Raw genomic sequence first — 11,957 nt, forward strand, 5'->3', positions numbered from 1 at the left:
CGTGACCCTCGGCACGTTGACGGCGCAGGCGGCCGCCTTCCTGGAAGCCGCGGTCGCCAGCGGGCTGAACATCCTGGTCGCCGGCGGCACCCAGGCCGGGAAGACGACGCTGCTCAACTGCCTCGCCACGGCAGTCCCACCGCGCGAGCGGGTCGTGACCGCGGAGGAGGTCTTCGAGCTCAAGGTGCCACTGCCGGACGTCGTCGCGATGCAGTGCCGGCAGCCCAACCTCGAGGGCACCGGCGAGATCAAGCTGCGACGACTGGTCAAGGAGGCACTGCGGATGCGGCCGTCGCGCATCATCGTCGGCGAGGTCCGTCAGGAGGAGTCGCTGGACCTGCTGATCGCGCTGCACTCAGGAGTTGTCCGAAACCTCGGCGACAGTTCCGCGACTTCCGGGGGACTCGCCCGAAGGGTCTCGGGCAAGAAGGGCCGTTCGGAGGTATCGTGCCCAGCACCGCCGATCCGCCCCGGTAGGCCACCCGTGCGAAGCGCAGCATCGTGTTGACGTCGTTGATCTCCAGACCCATCTGCGGCCGCCGCTGACAGGTCGTACAGAAGCCGGCTCACCGCGAGCGTCTGCGATACATGCTTGCAGTGAGCGGTGGAGGCCTGATGGAGCTGCCAAGGCGAACTGGGGTGCTGGGCGTCGCAGCGCGAGCCCCTACCCTTGGGTCGCCTCGAAGAAGTCGGCGCAGAAGTCGGTGGTCGTGTCCAGCCCCGCCGTCACGGGGTCGCCCGCGGGTGTGAGCTCGTCGTCGAAGGGGTCGGCCGTGCCCTTGGTGTCCACCAGGAAGGTGTCGAGTGACATGCCGGCCCGGATGTCCAGACGCTCACCGTCCGGTCCGTAGGCGAACAGGGCACCGGTGCTGAGGCCGACCAGCGTCAGAGTGCCGTCCCCGTTGTCGGTGAGTCGCAGGTCTTTCGTCTGGCGCACCCGGACGACGGTGTAGGTGAGTCCGGTCTCCGGGTTGGTGTAGACGAGGGTGGAGCGGAAGCGGTCGGCGAGGTAGGGGAACGCGCTCGAGGCTCGCTCTTTGACCGAGAAGTAGCCGTCGATCTCGGTGTGCAGGGGCACGTCCACCAGCCCGCCGCAGAACCAGCCGCCCGGGCCGGGCAGCAGCTCGTCGAACTCGGCGCTGTAGTGGTCCTGGACCGGTGGCGGACCCGCCTGGGCAGGGCCGGCCAGGGCAGGCACCAGCATGGCCGCCAAGGCCGCAGCGAGCAGGGGATATCCAGTTCTAGGCATGGCAGTCTCCAGGGTTGTCGCAGGAAGTTCGGTAGGAAAGCGGCCGTCAGTCCGTCGGTCGGTAGACGGCGAAGTCGTGCCAGCGCACGAGGAAGCGGGCGGAGCCGGCGCGGTCGGGGGAGTCGTAGCCCTGCAGCCCGGCGCCGCCGTTGCCGAGCTGCTCTGCTGATGTGGCGGCAAGCACAGCCGCGCCGTCCAGGCTCAGCCAGAGCCGGGTCTTGCCGTCGGCGGTGTCGGTGCACACCGCCTCCATCGTTGCCCGCTGACCGAGCGGGAGGTCGACCTTCGTGGTGGTTGCGAGCACGTCGAGGTGGCCGCCCGCGTCGGCCAGCCGGATGGCGGCGTAGCCGTCGCGGGCGACGAACTCGAACCACTGGAAGTCGCTGTCGGTGTCGCGGACCTCACGGCAGAAGACCCCCATCGCGCCGGAGCCCCGGACCGTGGTGAAGGCGGCGCGCACGACCACGTCCCGCATCCGCAGCTCGCCACGGTCGAAGGCGTCTGCGATCGGCGCGGCGAGCAGGTGGGGCCGCAGGTCGGCCGCCTGCTTCGCCTCCCACACCAGGTCACCGCCCTCCATCTCCGTGCGGCCGTTCTCGTTCTCCGGCAGCGTCCACAGGTTGTGGTCGTCGTCGAAGGTGTCGGCGAAGAGTCGCTGACCCGGGGACGGCGGAGCGCCGGTCGGTCGTGACGCGTCGGCGTCCGAGATGCTCGAGGACGAGCAGCCGGCGACCACGAGCAGTGCGGCGCTCACCGCGCCCAGCGCTCCGGTCATCGTGCGTGCCGTTCTCATCGCGAGCCTCCTTCCCGACGTCTGCTCGAACGTTAGGGACTGGCGAGGCGCCTGTCATGAGGGCTGGGCCGCTGCTTGACGTAGGGCTAGCCCTGTTGGCAAGCCTCGGCCGGGCCGTCACGATGTGCTCATGGGCCCATCGGTCCTCGTCGTCGATGACCAGGCAGCGTTCCGGGCCGTGGCCCGTGCGCTGCTGGAACGAGACGGCTTCGACGTCGTCGGCGAGGCGGCCGACGGGACCACCGCCCTGATCGCCGAGCGTGACCTGCGGCCGGACGTCGTGCTGCTCGACGTGCGGCTGCCCGACCGCAGCGGCCTCGACGTGGCCCGCGCGATCGGGTCGCTGCCCAACGGGGCCCAGGTCGTCCTCACCTCGACCGCCGACTACTCGCACGCGATCGAGCAGTGCGGGGCCTGCGGCTTCGTGCCGAAGGTGCTGCTGAGCGGTCCGTCGCTGCGGGCGGCGTTGGCCGGTCAGTCGTGAGGGCCGGCCGGACCTGGCTGTGGCCGGCGCTGTGGACCGTGGCCACGGTGACGCTGGGCGTCTTCGCCGAGAGGCAGCAGCATGTGGAGCAGCCGGAACGGCCCGTCATGCTGGTCGCGGACCTGGTGGCAGGTCTGGTCTTCGTCGTCGCCGGGTTGCTCGCCCGCGCTCTGCGGCCGGGCAACCGCTGCTGGTGGCTGCTGATGGCCACAGGGGCGACCTGGCTGGTCGGCTCGCTGCACACCTCCACCGACACCGACGTCGCCCTGACCGGCTTCGTCCTCGGCGTCTGGCACTTCTTCGTGCTGTCCTGGCTGCTGCTGGCCTACCCCACCGGTCGGCTCCCGGGCCGTCGCGAGCAGGCGCTGCTCGCCTTGGTCGGGCTGCTGTGCGCGGCCCGGTCCCTGTCGAGGCTGCTGCTCTACGTGCCGCCCGACGGCACCGGCTGCGGGTGCGTACGCAACCGGTTCGTGCCGGTGACCGACGCGCGGTGGTACGACGCGGTCGACGCGGCCTTTCCCTGGCTGCTCGTCGTCGCACTCCTCCTCGTGCTGGCGTGCGCCCTGGCCCGCTGGCGGCGCAGCAGCCGCGCCGGGCGCCGGATGGTCGGGCCGGTCCTGGTGACCGCCGCGGCTGTCGTCGCGCAGGTCGGCTATGACTACGTCGTACGTCGTCAGGTCGGTGTGGTCGGGCCCGGTCGAACGGCACTGTTCCTGGTGGTGGTCAGCCTTCGGGCCGCGACCGCCGCGGCCTTCGTCATCGGGCTCCGCCGCCAGGGGGCCGCCCGGTCGGCGGTCGTCGACCTGGTGGGCGGCCTGGAGGGCCCGGACAGCGCGTCGCCGCACCGGCTCGCGGCGGCGCTGCGCCGCGCCCTCGGCGACCCGAGCCTCGAGCTGGTGCCGTGGTCCGCCGCCGAGCAGTCCTACGTCGAACCGGAGGGGAAGCGCCCGGTCGCGCCGGTCGCGGCCCCCGGCCGGGCGGTGACAGTGGTCGAGCAGGACGGCGCGCCCGTGGCGGCGCTGGTGCACGACGAGGCCCTGCTCGAGGACCCGGGTCTGGTCGGGGCCGTGGTCGCCGCAGTGCGGCTGACCTCCGACAACGAGCGGCTCCGGAGCGAGCTGCAGCACCAGCTCACCGCGGTGGCCGAGTCGCGGTCCAGGATCGTGGCCGCCGGTGACGAGGAGCGGCACCGCATCGAGCGCGACCTGCACGACGGCGCGCAGCAACGGCTGGTCACCATCGCGCTCGCCCTGCGCCTGGCCGACGCACGACTGGGCTCGGACTCCGATCCCGAGGTCCACGACGTCCTGAGCCAGGCGGTCAAGGATCTCGGCGAGGCGATCGACGAGCTGCGTGACCTCGCCCGAGGCATCCATCCCGCGATCCTCACAGAGTCCGGCCTGAGCTCGGCGCTCGAGTCGCTGGTGGACCGGTCACCGGTCCCGGCCGACCTCGACGTGCGACTGGCCACCGAGCCGCCGACGACCGTGGCCGCCACGGCGTACTTCGCGGTCAGCGAGGCGATGACGAACGTGGTGAAGCACGCGCACGCCACCCGCGTCCGCGTCGAGGTGCGCGCCGAGGGTGGCGAGCTGCGGGTGCTCGTCGAGGACGACGGGGTCGGCGGCGCGGAGCCGACCCGCGGATCCGGGCTGCGCGGTCTCGCGGACCGGGTGGACGCCGGCGGCGGCACCCTGCAAGTGACCAGTCCAGCGGCGGGCGGCACAAGGCTGGACGTGCGGCTGCCATGCGCGTAGTGCTGGCCGAGGACAACGCCCTGCTCCGTGCGGGTCTGGTGGAGCTGCTCAGGCACGAGGACATCGACGTCGTGGGCGAGGCTGGCGACGTACCGCACCTGCTCCGACTCGTGGACGAGACCCGGCCGGACGTCGCTGTCCTCGACGTCCGGATGCCGCCGACGCACACGGTGGAGGGGCTGGACGCCGCCCGGCAGATCCGCGCCACTCACGGGCACGCCGTGGGAATCCTGGTCCTCTCCCACCACGTCGAGACCCGCTACGCGCTCGACCTCCTGGCCGACGGGGCGCACGGCGTGGGCTACCTGCTCAAGGACCGGGTCCTCGGCCCCGGCGACCTGGCCGAAGCGATCCGCCGCGTTGCGGGGGGCGGCTCGGCCATCGACCCGCAGGTCGTGGAGCTGCTGCTTCGACGCCACCGGGCAGACAGCTCGCTCGCCGCCCTGACCGAGCGGGAGCGCGAGGTCCTCACCCTGGTCGCCGAGGGCCGCTCCAACCGGTCGGTCGCCGCGGCGATGTTCCTCAGCGAGAAGACCGTCGAGACCTACACCGGTCGGATCTTCGCCAAGCTGGGGCTCACTGACACCCCCGAGAGCCACCGCAGGGTGCAGGCGGTGCTCGCCTGGCTGCAGGAGCAGCGCGACCCGTCCGCGCCGGGCGGTGCCTGAGCGGCGACGGCCGCAGAGCCACGGGCGGGCACGTAACGTGCACCCCATGGCGCAGGGAAGTCACCGGACGACGACGGTTGTCTGCCTGGTCTCGGCCGCCGTGGTCATGGCGGAGCTGCTTCGCCGCGCGATGGCGGCTGGCCCCATCGGACCGTCCCCGCGGCCCACAGCTGAGCGTCGACAGCATCTCTAGCCGGAGCTCGGACGCGCACCAGGCGGCAGTGAGATGCTCGGCGGTATGCCCGACGGCGAGCGGACGACCGCGGACCACGACGGCGGCCCGCCCCTCCTGGTGCTGCTGCACGGCCTCGGTGGCACGGCTGCCGTGTGGGACGGGTGGGCCGACGTCCTCCAGGAGAGCTGGCCGGGCCGTTGGCTGGCCCTTGACCTGCCCGGCCACGGGCACGCACCTGCGTTGCGGCGGTACTCCTTCGGCTCGATGGCGGCGCATGTGGCGGAAGCGCTGCCACCCGGCCGGCCGGTCGTCGTTATCGGGCACTCACTGGGTGGCGTGGTCGCGCTCGCCCTGTCGTCCGGCTGGTTCGGTGTCAGGGTGACGGGAGTCGTCGGGCTCGGCATCAAGGTGGCGTGGGCACCCGACGAGCTCGAGCGGGCCGCTGCCCTGGCCGCCCGCCCGGTCGTCTGGTTCGACGACCGCTCCGAGGCGGCTGTGCGCTACCTCAAGGTCTCCGGCTTGGCCGGGCTGCGCGGCGTGGACGACGATGTCGTCGCCGCCGGCTTGCTCGAGCAGGACGGGCGGTGGCGGCTCGCCTTCGATCCGGCCGCGTACGGCGTCGGCGAGCCCGACATGACCCGCCTCCTCGCCGCCACGAGGGCGGACGTCGTGCTGGCCCGCGGCGAGCACGACCGCATGGTGTCCGACGACCAGCTCGCCGCCCTGCCCGTGGCGACGGCTGTCCTGGCCGGGCTCGGGCACAACGCCCACGTCGAGGACCCGACCGCCGTGGCCGCTCTGTTGCGCCCCTTGACCAGCTGACCCGGTCTCTGGGCGGCCCAGTAAACCCTCGGAAGCCCTTCGGCGATGGACACCTCGACAGCGCCTCACGCCTCGTCCCTCGACGGATGCCGCCGGACCCGAGGTGTGCCTGGCGGTGACGTCGGCTGCAAGGGAGCGGCGACATGATCGGTAATCGGTGGTCCCGGGCGCGTTCGTCGCGGCGGTCCCGTGGGTGTGTTGGCGTCTTCGTGGGCGCGGCTGTCCTGCTGACGGGCTTGCTGGTCGGGCCCGCGGCGGCCGCCGAGCCGCGGACCTGGGTGGTCGACGCGGATCGGGCGCAGTGCGGGAACGCCGACTTCACCTCGATCCAGGCCGCGGTCGACGCCGCGGCGCCAGGGGACGTGGTGCGGGTCTGCCCCGACGTGTACGCGGAGAGCGTGCTGGTCGACAAGCCGCTGACCCTGTGGGGCGACCCCGACGCTGTCGAGGAGCTCAGATGCTGGTCTCCGGCGGCCGCGCAGCTCTCGGACGTGGACCCTACCCGGCTCGCGGTGATCGACCCGGCTGGTGACGGCTTCTCGGTCGGCGTCCGGCTGCTGGCGGACGACGTGGTGGTCACCGGTCTGGTCGTCCAGGGCGCCACGGTCGGCGTCGATGCCAGCGACCGCTTCTCGGGCTACCGGATCCACCACGACCTGGTCCGGCTCAACGCATTGTTCGGCGTCGACTTCGGCAGCGCGGGTGTGCAGGAGTCCCGGGTCGACCACAGCTGCATCCGCGAGAACCGGTACGGCCTGGTGTCGGAGCTGGACGACGACAGCCTGTGGAAGGCGAGCGACGGACCCGAGCGCGACGCCTGGAACGCGCGCGACCTGCGCAACGCCCGAATCGACCACAACGTGACGGTGCGCAACAGCGCGGGCATCGAGGCGGCTGGCCCGGGCACGCGGCAGCTGGTGACGATCGACCACAACGAGCTGGTCGGCGACCGCGACGGGGTCCTGCTGCTCAATGCCACCGGCAGCTCGGTAGTCGCCAACGACCTCCGCCCGCTCCGCTTCGGGATCGTGGTCGGCGGGGACGTCGTCGGGCCCAGGATCACCGACAACCGGGTCGTGGTCGGCCTCCAAGGGATCGTGTTCGTGCCGCCAAGCTTCTTCATCGACCCGTTCGTCGAGCCGACGCGCGCCGCCCTCGTCACGGGCAACACAGCAAGCGGGCTCAGTCTCGACGGGATCCTGGCTGCCGCAGACCGGCTCTACAACTCGCAGCTGGTGGGCAACCTGACCAGTGGCAACGGCCGCGACGGCATCGTGCTGCGCAGCACCATCCAGGCCGCCGGCAACGTGGTCGGCATGAACAGCGCAGAGGCGAACGCCCGCTACGGGATCTACTCCCAGGGCGCTCAGGGCAACCTCTTCCGGGCCAACGTCATGCTGGGCAACGGGCTCCTCGACGCCCGGGACGAGGCGAGAGCCACCAACACCTGGGTCGGCAACCGGTGTCTGACTGACTTCCCGACCGGCTCCATCTGCGAGCTCGGCTGAGCCGGCGAGAGCGAGGGCGTAAACCTGTTCCGGACGCTCGGGCGATGGTGTGTTGTGGATGACGAACAGGCGGTGGCGACCCACACCGCGCGAGGGGTCACGATGGGCGCTCCTGAGGACCGACCACTCGTCGTCTCGGTCGGAGAGACGTTCGAGACGTTCTACGCGCGCGAGTTCCGGCCGCTGGTCGCGCTCGCCTACGTCCTGTCGGGCAGCCGGGCGGCGGCCGAGGACCTGGCTCAGGAAGCCATGGTCGCGGCCTACCGCGGGTGGGACCGGGTGTCGGTCATGGACAGTCCTTCCGGCTACGTCCGCCGGACGGCTGCCAACCTCGCCGCGTCGGCATTCCGCCGGCGGGTCCGGGAGGCCAGGGCGCTGCTCCGGCTCGCCGGCCAGCGGCAACCGGTGACGGAGATGGACGAGCCGGACGAGCAGTTCTGGGCGGCGGTCCGACGGCTGCCGAAGCGGCAGGCGCAGGCGGTGGCCCTCCGATACGTCTACGACTGCCCGGTCCTGGAGGTCGCGGAGCTGATGGACATCTCGGAGGGCGCGGCGAAGGCGCACCTGCACAAGGCGCGCCGAGCGGTGGAGCGCCGCCTCCGACTGAGCACGGTCCGGTCCGACGGGGAGGTGGCGTCATGACCCCGGTCCCGGACCTCTTCGAGGCGCGGGCCCAGCAGGCCGGTCGCGCGGCACATGACGCCGTGAGAGGAGTCGACATGACAGGGATCGCCGCCATCGACGCAGGCCGGCTGCACAGCAGGCAGCCGCGCCGACTGGTCTGGGCGGCAGCGGTGATCGTGCTCGTGGTCGTCGTCGCGACGTACGCGCTGGCTCGCAGCCTGCAGCCGGACGAGCGCAGCCTGCCGGCCTTCCGCCCCGAGCCGCTCGCCGGAGCCGTTCCGTTCCACGCCCAGCTGGCACCGAAGGTCACCTTCGACGTCCCGGCCGGGCACACCCTCGCCGGCGACACGGCCGACTTCCTCTTGCTGCGCATCGACGGCACGGCGGGCGGCCTGATGGCCATGCGGGTGCGGTCGTACCCCTATGACGATCGCGCTGACCTGGCCGCCGCGATCATGGCTGACGACCGCCTGCGGGTCGTCAGGCGGCACTCGGCCACGGTGGGCGGCGAGCCGGCGACCAGGCTCGTCCTCGAGCCGGCCCCCGGAGTCCCGCAGTCCGACTGGCTCTGCCCGATGGGTGACCGGCCGTGCTGGGGCACCACGCCCACCGGCGGGAACACGCTGTACATCTTCTCGCACGACGGCACGCGCTACGTCCTGTCGGGAGGTTCCAACAACGAGACCGCAGCCCGGGCGATGCGGCCGGTCGTCGATGGCGCGGCCGCCACCTGGACCTGGTGAGTGACGGCGAGCCCGTCAGGCCCTGCTCATAGCCGTCGGCGCGGGCCTGCCGGCGGACTCGTGGCGCACCACGGCTTCGCAGTCCGCGATCGCCCCGGCGAGCAGGCTTCGGAGCAGCGCGTCCGAGCCGGGCACGCCGCTCTCGGCGATGTCGAGGACGGCGATGCGCACGGTGTGCGGGGCCGCGTGCCGTCGGAAGCCCTTGGGCGTGATACCGGTCTGCCGGACGAACCCGTAGCCCCAGCGGCGCGCCTCCGGGGCGGCGTCCAGCGCGGCCCGGCTCTGCGGCAGGAGATCACCCGGCGGGCGACCGTCGAGCACGGCGAGCACGCTGTCCGCGGTGATGACGGCGACGGCCAGGGCCTTCTGCCGGTCCGCGGAAGCGACCGGGAGGGCGGTGGTGGCCGCCCGCAGGGCGATCCGGGCGTCGGAGCGTACGTCGTCGCTGGTGAGGCCCACGACGGACGGGATCAGCACGGCCAGCTCCTGGCGCCCGGCGTCGGACGTGCAGTCGTTGACGAGCCGGGCCAGCTCGCCGAGCAGCGGGTGGGTGCACCGCGGGTGGTCCGACCATCGCTCGCCCGCGAGCACGGAGGCCATCTCCATGAAGCAGGCGCCCTTGCGGCTGCTCCGGTGCTTGCCCCGGGACAGGATCGGGAGCAGGTCGGGGGCTGACGGCGCGCGACCGGACATCTGCGCCTCCTTCGAGAGACGGGTTCGCTCCTGTCAGTCTGCGCCCTGCGCCCCCCTCCCGACCACCCACCTTCGACTGTTTGTGCGACGTCAAGAGGCCGCGCGAGCGCCGCTGGCCACGAACTGCCTCGTCCCGCGACCGGTCTCCGGCGTCGCGAGCATGTCCTCGAGGAACGCCGAGAGCCTCCGGCCCCGGCGGCCGGTCAGCCAGCTCACGTCGGAGGTGACGGCCTCCTCGTAGCCCTCGGCCAGCATCGTGTGCAGCCGCGCCATGTCGGAGGCGAACCACCTCTCCGCCCCGGACCGCAGCATCGCGTCGCGGACCTGCTGGGCAGCGACCTGACGGTGCACGCAGTCGGCCGCCCCGATCGAGGACACCAGCTCGGCCACCTCGTCGAAGGTGACCGCCTGCGGGCCGGTCAGGGTGTAGACCCGACCGCCGGATGCCGGGTTCGTCAGCACAGCGGCCGCAGCGGCGGCCACGTCGCGGGCGTCGACCATGGCCACCCGGCCGGCGCCGGCGGCCGAGACGATCTCCCCGTTGAGGACCTGACCGGTCAGGTTCTGCATGAAGAACACCGGTCGGAGGAACGTCCAGTCGAGCCGGGTCCGGGCGATGAGCTCCTCGGTCTGGCCGTGCTGTCGGGCGATGCCGAGCGGCGACGTCTCGTCGGCGCGGAAGACCGAGGTCTTCACGATGTGGCCGACCCCGGCGGTGACGGCCGCCGCGACGAGGTGCTGCTCCCGGGCCGGCTGCCTCGAGGTCGCGGGGGTGAGCAGGAACACCCGCTCCGCACCCGCCAGCGCCGCTGGCAGTGTGTCGGGCCGGTCCAGGTCAGCGTAGGCGTAGTCGACGCCGGCGCCGAACACCCGGCGGGTCAGCGACACGTCGCGGGTGAGGACCCTGGGGCGTTCGCCCTGCTCGACGAGCAGCCGGACGAGCTCGCGGCCGACCGTTCCGGTGGCCCCGGTGACCGCGATCACCGGGCACCTCCGCCCGGGCGGCGCAGCGGGTAGTCGCGAAGTGTCGGCTGGCTCGTCCCGGGGTTGACGGACCAGATCTGACGGAGGTCCTGCAGGAACTCCCAGAAGGGTCCGTCTGACGTGGTGGTGCGCTGGCGGGGCGCCTTCTCCTGGCGAGCCATGACTACACCGCCTCGGCGAGCGACTCGGAGTCACTGGCGCCGGCGTCCGCGGTGGCAGCGGCACTGGCCTCCAGCATCACCGCTGCGATGGTGCCCCAGGCGGCTGCCCAGGCGTCGTGCAGCTCCGGGGTGAAGGCTGCGCCGAGCTCGTGGGCGAACGTGTCCAGGAGGACCTGCCCCGTGGCGTCGTAGTGCTCGGCCTCGACGCCGTACTGGCCGTGGCGCGCTCCCAGCGTGCGCACCTGCCGCTGGAAGCGGACCGGGTCACGCAGGGCGGACACGATGCGGCGCAGCTCGATGGCCAGCTTGCTGGCCTGGGCGGCCGGGTCGGCGGAGAACATCGGCTGGAAGTCCGGCCGGACCCGGAAGAGACGGGTGTAGAAGGCTGCTGCGAAGTCTTCGAGGATGTCGTCGACGGCCGCTGCTGAGTCACAGACGAGGTCGACCTGGCGAGATGTGATCGGCATGCCACGACGTTGCGCCGCCGTGGACGGGGGCGCGTGAGCAGTGACTGCTCACCTTCCGCGGGCGTCGGGCCCACGGCTGCCCCTGCACCTGCCCATGCGAGGCGCGCCGGTAGGCGTAGCACGTAGACGAAGCGAACAAATCGGACACCGTGGTCGGGGACCCGTCGGCGAGCACGTCGACGAACTGGGGCTCACGTGGATCCGCCCGGCGTGACGCTCGATCGGAGGGGAGGGCGTACGTTCAGCACATGGAAGACCTGGACGACCTGCTCGAAGACCCGCCCGCCGCCGAGGACCAAGAGGTCCCGATCGACGAGGCGACGGCGAAGTGGGCGGTGCACGCCCGGCAGGAGCTGATCTCCACCGCCGGGCAGTACCACGGCTACATCACCTACGACGAGCTCGCTGAGATCGTCCAGGAGAAGGCGGGGGTGGTCACCACCCTTCCGACGCACCAGTGGCTCGGAGCGGTCCTCGGAGCGGTGGCCGACGACTGCGCGGCGCGCGGCGAGCCGGCGCTGACCGCCCTTTGCGTGCGCAAGGACGAGACCGTCGGGCCCGCCTACCGGCGAGGCGTCACCCGGACCGGTGAGGCAGCGCCGGAGGACCTGGACGAGCACGCCGCCTCGGCGCGGCTCGAGTGCTACCGCTACTTCGGCGCCGCCATCCCGGCCGGCGGCGGCCGGGCGGCGCTGACCCCCAAGGTCTCGGAGGCCCGGCGGCGGGCAGCGCGGCTGAACCCGACTCCCGCCGCGGTCTGCCCGACGTGCTTCACCCAGCTGCCGTTCACCGGCCGCTGCGACGCCTGCGGCTGACCGCTGCGACGAGC

15 protein-coding genes are annotated in these 11,957 nt (G+C 72.4%); 9 read left to right on the forward strand and 6 right to left on the reverse strand.

The features are described 5' to 3' along the window. Window positions 1-508 (forward strand): ATPase, T2SS/T4P/T4SS family (locus tag VK640_04050; protein ID HTE72358.1); only part of this gene is annotated, 508 nt, incomplete at its 5' end. A 156-nt stretch (window positions 509-664) separates the two neighbouring features. Here VK640_04050 and VK640_04055 read toward each other — a convergent pair. Further along, window positions 665-1,249, reverse strand: a complete 585-nt coding sequence (locus tag VK640_04055) for a hypothetical protein (protein ID HTE72359.1) — start codon at window positions 1,247-1,249, stop codon at window positions 665-667. 46 nt (window positions 1,250-1,295) lie between these two features. Next, a complete protein-coding gene (locus tag VK640_04060; protein ID HTE72360.1) occupies window positions 1,296-2,042 on the reverse strand; it encodes a hypothetical protein in 747 nt (248 codons plus the stop codon). A 130-nt stretch (window positions 2,043-2,172) separates the two neighbouring features. Between VK640_04060 and VK640_04065 the strand changes: the two genes are divergently transcribed. The 7 genes from VK640_04065 (at window position 2,173) to VK640_04095 (ending at window position 8,823) form a co-directional block, all read left to right on the forward strand. Next, window positions 2,173-2,526, forward strand: coding sequence for a response regulator (locus VK640_04065; protein ID HTE72361.1), 354 nt, complete (start codon window positions 2,173-2,175; stop codon window positions 2,524-2,526). Beyond that, window positions 2,523-4,283: a sensor histidine kinase gene (locus tag VK640_04070; GenBank protein HTE72362.1), complete on the forward strand. Its 1,761-nt coding sequence runs from the start codon at window positions 2,523-2,525 to the stop codon at window positions 4,281-4,283. The genes VK640_04065 and VK640_04070 overlap by 4 nt, the downstream gene beginning before the upstream one ends. After that, window positions 4,274-4,951: a response regulator transcription factor gene (locus VK640_04075; GenBank protein HTE72363.1), complete on the forward strand. Its 678-nt coding sequence runs from the start codon at window positions 4,274-4,276 to the stop codon at window positions 4,949-4,951. Before VK640_04070 ends, VK640_04075 begins: the two co-directional genes overlap by 10 nt. A gap of 238 nt (window positions 4,952-5,189) precedes the next feature. Further along, the gene (locus VK640_04080; GenBank protein ID HTE72364.1) at window positions 5,190-5,948 is read left to right on the forward strand and encodes an alpha/beta hydrolase; all 759 of its coding nucleotides are present in this window, start codon (window positions 5,190-5,192) and stop codon (window positions 5,946-5,948) included. Window positions 5,949-6,157: 209 nt separating this feature from the next. Further along, window positions 6,158-7,456 carry a NosD domain-containing protein gene (locus VK640_04085; GenBank protein HTE72365.1) on the forward strand — a complete coding sequence of 433 codons (1,299 nt, stop codon included), beginning with the start codon at window positions 6,158-6,160 and terminating at the stop codon, window positions 7,454-7,456. A 72-nt stretch (window positions 7,457-7,528) separates the two neighbouring features. Next, the gene (locus VK640_04090) at window positions 7,529-8,098 is read left to right on the forward strand and encodes a sigma-70 family RNA polymerase sigma factor (GenBank protein ID HTE72366.1); all 570 of its coding nucleotides are present in this window, start codon (window positions 7,529-7,531) and stop codon (window positions 8,096-8,098) included. Then, complete coding sequence (locus tag VK640_04095) at window positions 8,095-8,823, forward strand: hypothetical protein (GenBank protein HTE72367.1); 729 nt, start codon at window positions 8,095-8,097, stop codon at window positions 8,821-8,823. The genes VK640_04090 and VK640_04095 overlap by 4 nt, the downstream gene beginning before the upstream one ends. A 15-nt stretch (window positions 8,824-8,838) precedes the next feature. On the opposite strand, the gene VK640_04100 is transcribed toward VK640_04095, so the two are convergent. The 4 genes from VK640_04100 to VK640_04115 form a co-directional block, all read right to left on the reverse strand. Further along, window positions 8,839-9,516 carry a hypothetical protein gene (locus tag VK640_04100; protein HTE72368.1) on the reverse strand — a complete coding sequence of 226 codons (678 nt, stop codon included), beginning with the start codon at window positions 9,514-9,516 and terminating at the stop codon, window positions 8,839-8,841. Window positions 9,517-9,606: 90 nt separating this feature from the next. Further along, window positions 9,607-10,500, reverse strand: a complete 894-nt coding sequence (locus VK640_04105) for an NmrA family NAD(P)-binding protein (protein ID HTE72369.1) — start codon at window positions 10,498-10,500, stop codon at window positions 9,607-9,609. Then, entirely contained in the window at window positions 10,497-10,661 is a 165-nt protein-coding gene (locus VK640_04110; GenBank protein HTE72370.1) for a hypothetical protein, read from the reverse strand. Before VK640_04110 ends, VK640_04105 begins: the two co-directional genes overlap by 4 nt. A 2-nt stretch (window positions 10,662-10,663) precedes the next feature. Then, a complete protein-coding gene (locus tag VK640_04115) occupies window positions 10,664-11,128 on the reverse strand; it encodes a globin domain-containing protein (protein ID HTE72371.1) in 465 nt (154 codons plus the stop codon). A 248-nt stretch (window positions 11,129-11,376) separates the two neighbouring features. On the opposite strand from VK640_04115, the gene VK640_04120 reads away from it, so the two are divergent. Then, complete coding sequence (locus VK640_04120) at window positions 11,377-11,943, forward strand: hypothetical protein (GenBank protein ID HTE72372.1); 567 nt, start codon at window positions 11,377-11,379, stop codon at window positions 11,941-11,943. The last annotated feature ends 14 nt before the right edge of the window (window positions 11,944-11,957 follow it).

Source organism: Actinomycetes bacterium, assembly GCA_035489715.1.
Taxonomy (GTDB): Bacteria; Actinomycetota; Actinomycetes; order JACCUZ01; family JACCUZ01; genus DATHAP01.

What these genes read in the sequence shown, in the direction of transcription:
- VK640_04100 (HTE72368.1), bottom strand. Translation starts at nt 9,516, where the DNA reads ATGTCCGGTCGCGCGCCGTCAGCCCCCGACCTGCTCCCGATCCTGTCC.
- VK640_04115 (HTE72371.1), bottom strand. Translation starts at nt 11,128, where the DNA reads ATGCCGATCACATCTCGCCAGGTCGACCTCGTCTGTGACTCAGCAGCG.
- VK640_04060 (HTE72360.1), bottom strand. Translation starts at nt 2,042, where the DNA reads ATGAGAACGGCACGCACGATGACCGGAGCGCTGGGCGCGGTGAGCGCC.
- VK640_04065 (HTE72361.1), top strand. Translation starts at nt 2,173, where the DNA reads ATGGGCCCATCGGTCCTCGTCGTCGATGACCAGGCAGCGTTCCGGGCC.
- VK640_04120 (HTE72372.1), top strand. Translation starts at nt 11,377, where the DNA reads ATGGAAGACCTGGACGACCTGCTCGAAGACCCGCCCGCCGCCGAGGAC.
- VK640_04095 (HTE72367.1), top strand. Translation starts at nt 8,095, where the DNA reads ATGACCCCGGTCCCGGACCTCTTCGAGGCGCGGGCCCAGCAGGCCGGT.
- VK640_04080 (HTE72364.1), top strand. Translation starts at nt 5,190, where the DNA reads ATGCCCGACGGCGAGCGGACGACCGCGGACCACGACGGCGGCCCGCCC.
- VK640_04055 (HTE72359.1), bottom strand. Translation starts at nt 1,249, where the DNA reads ATGCCTAGAACTGGATATCCCCTGCTCGCTGCGGCCTTGGCGGCCATG.
- VK640_04075 (HTE72363.1), top strand. Translation starts at nt 4,274, where the DNA reads ATGCGCGTAGTGCTGGCCGAGGACAACGCCCTGCTCCGTGCGGGTCTG.
- VK640_04110 (HTE72370.1), bottom strand. Translation starts at nt 10,661, where the DNA reads ATGGCTCGCCAGGAGAAGGCGCCCCGCCAGCGCACCACCACGTCAGAC.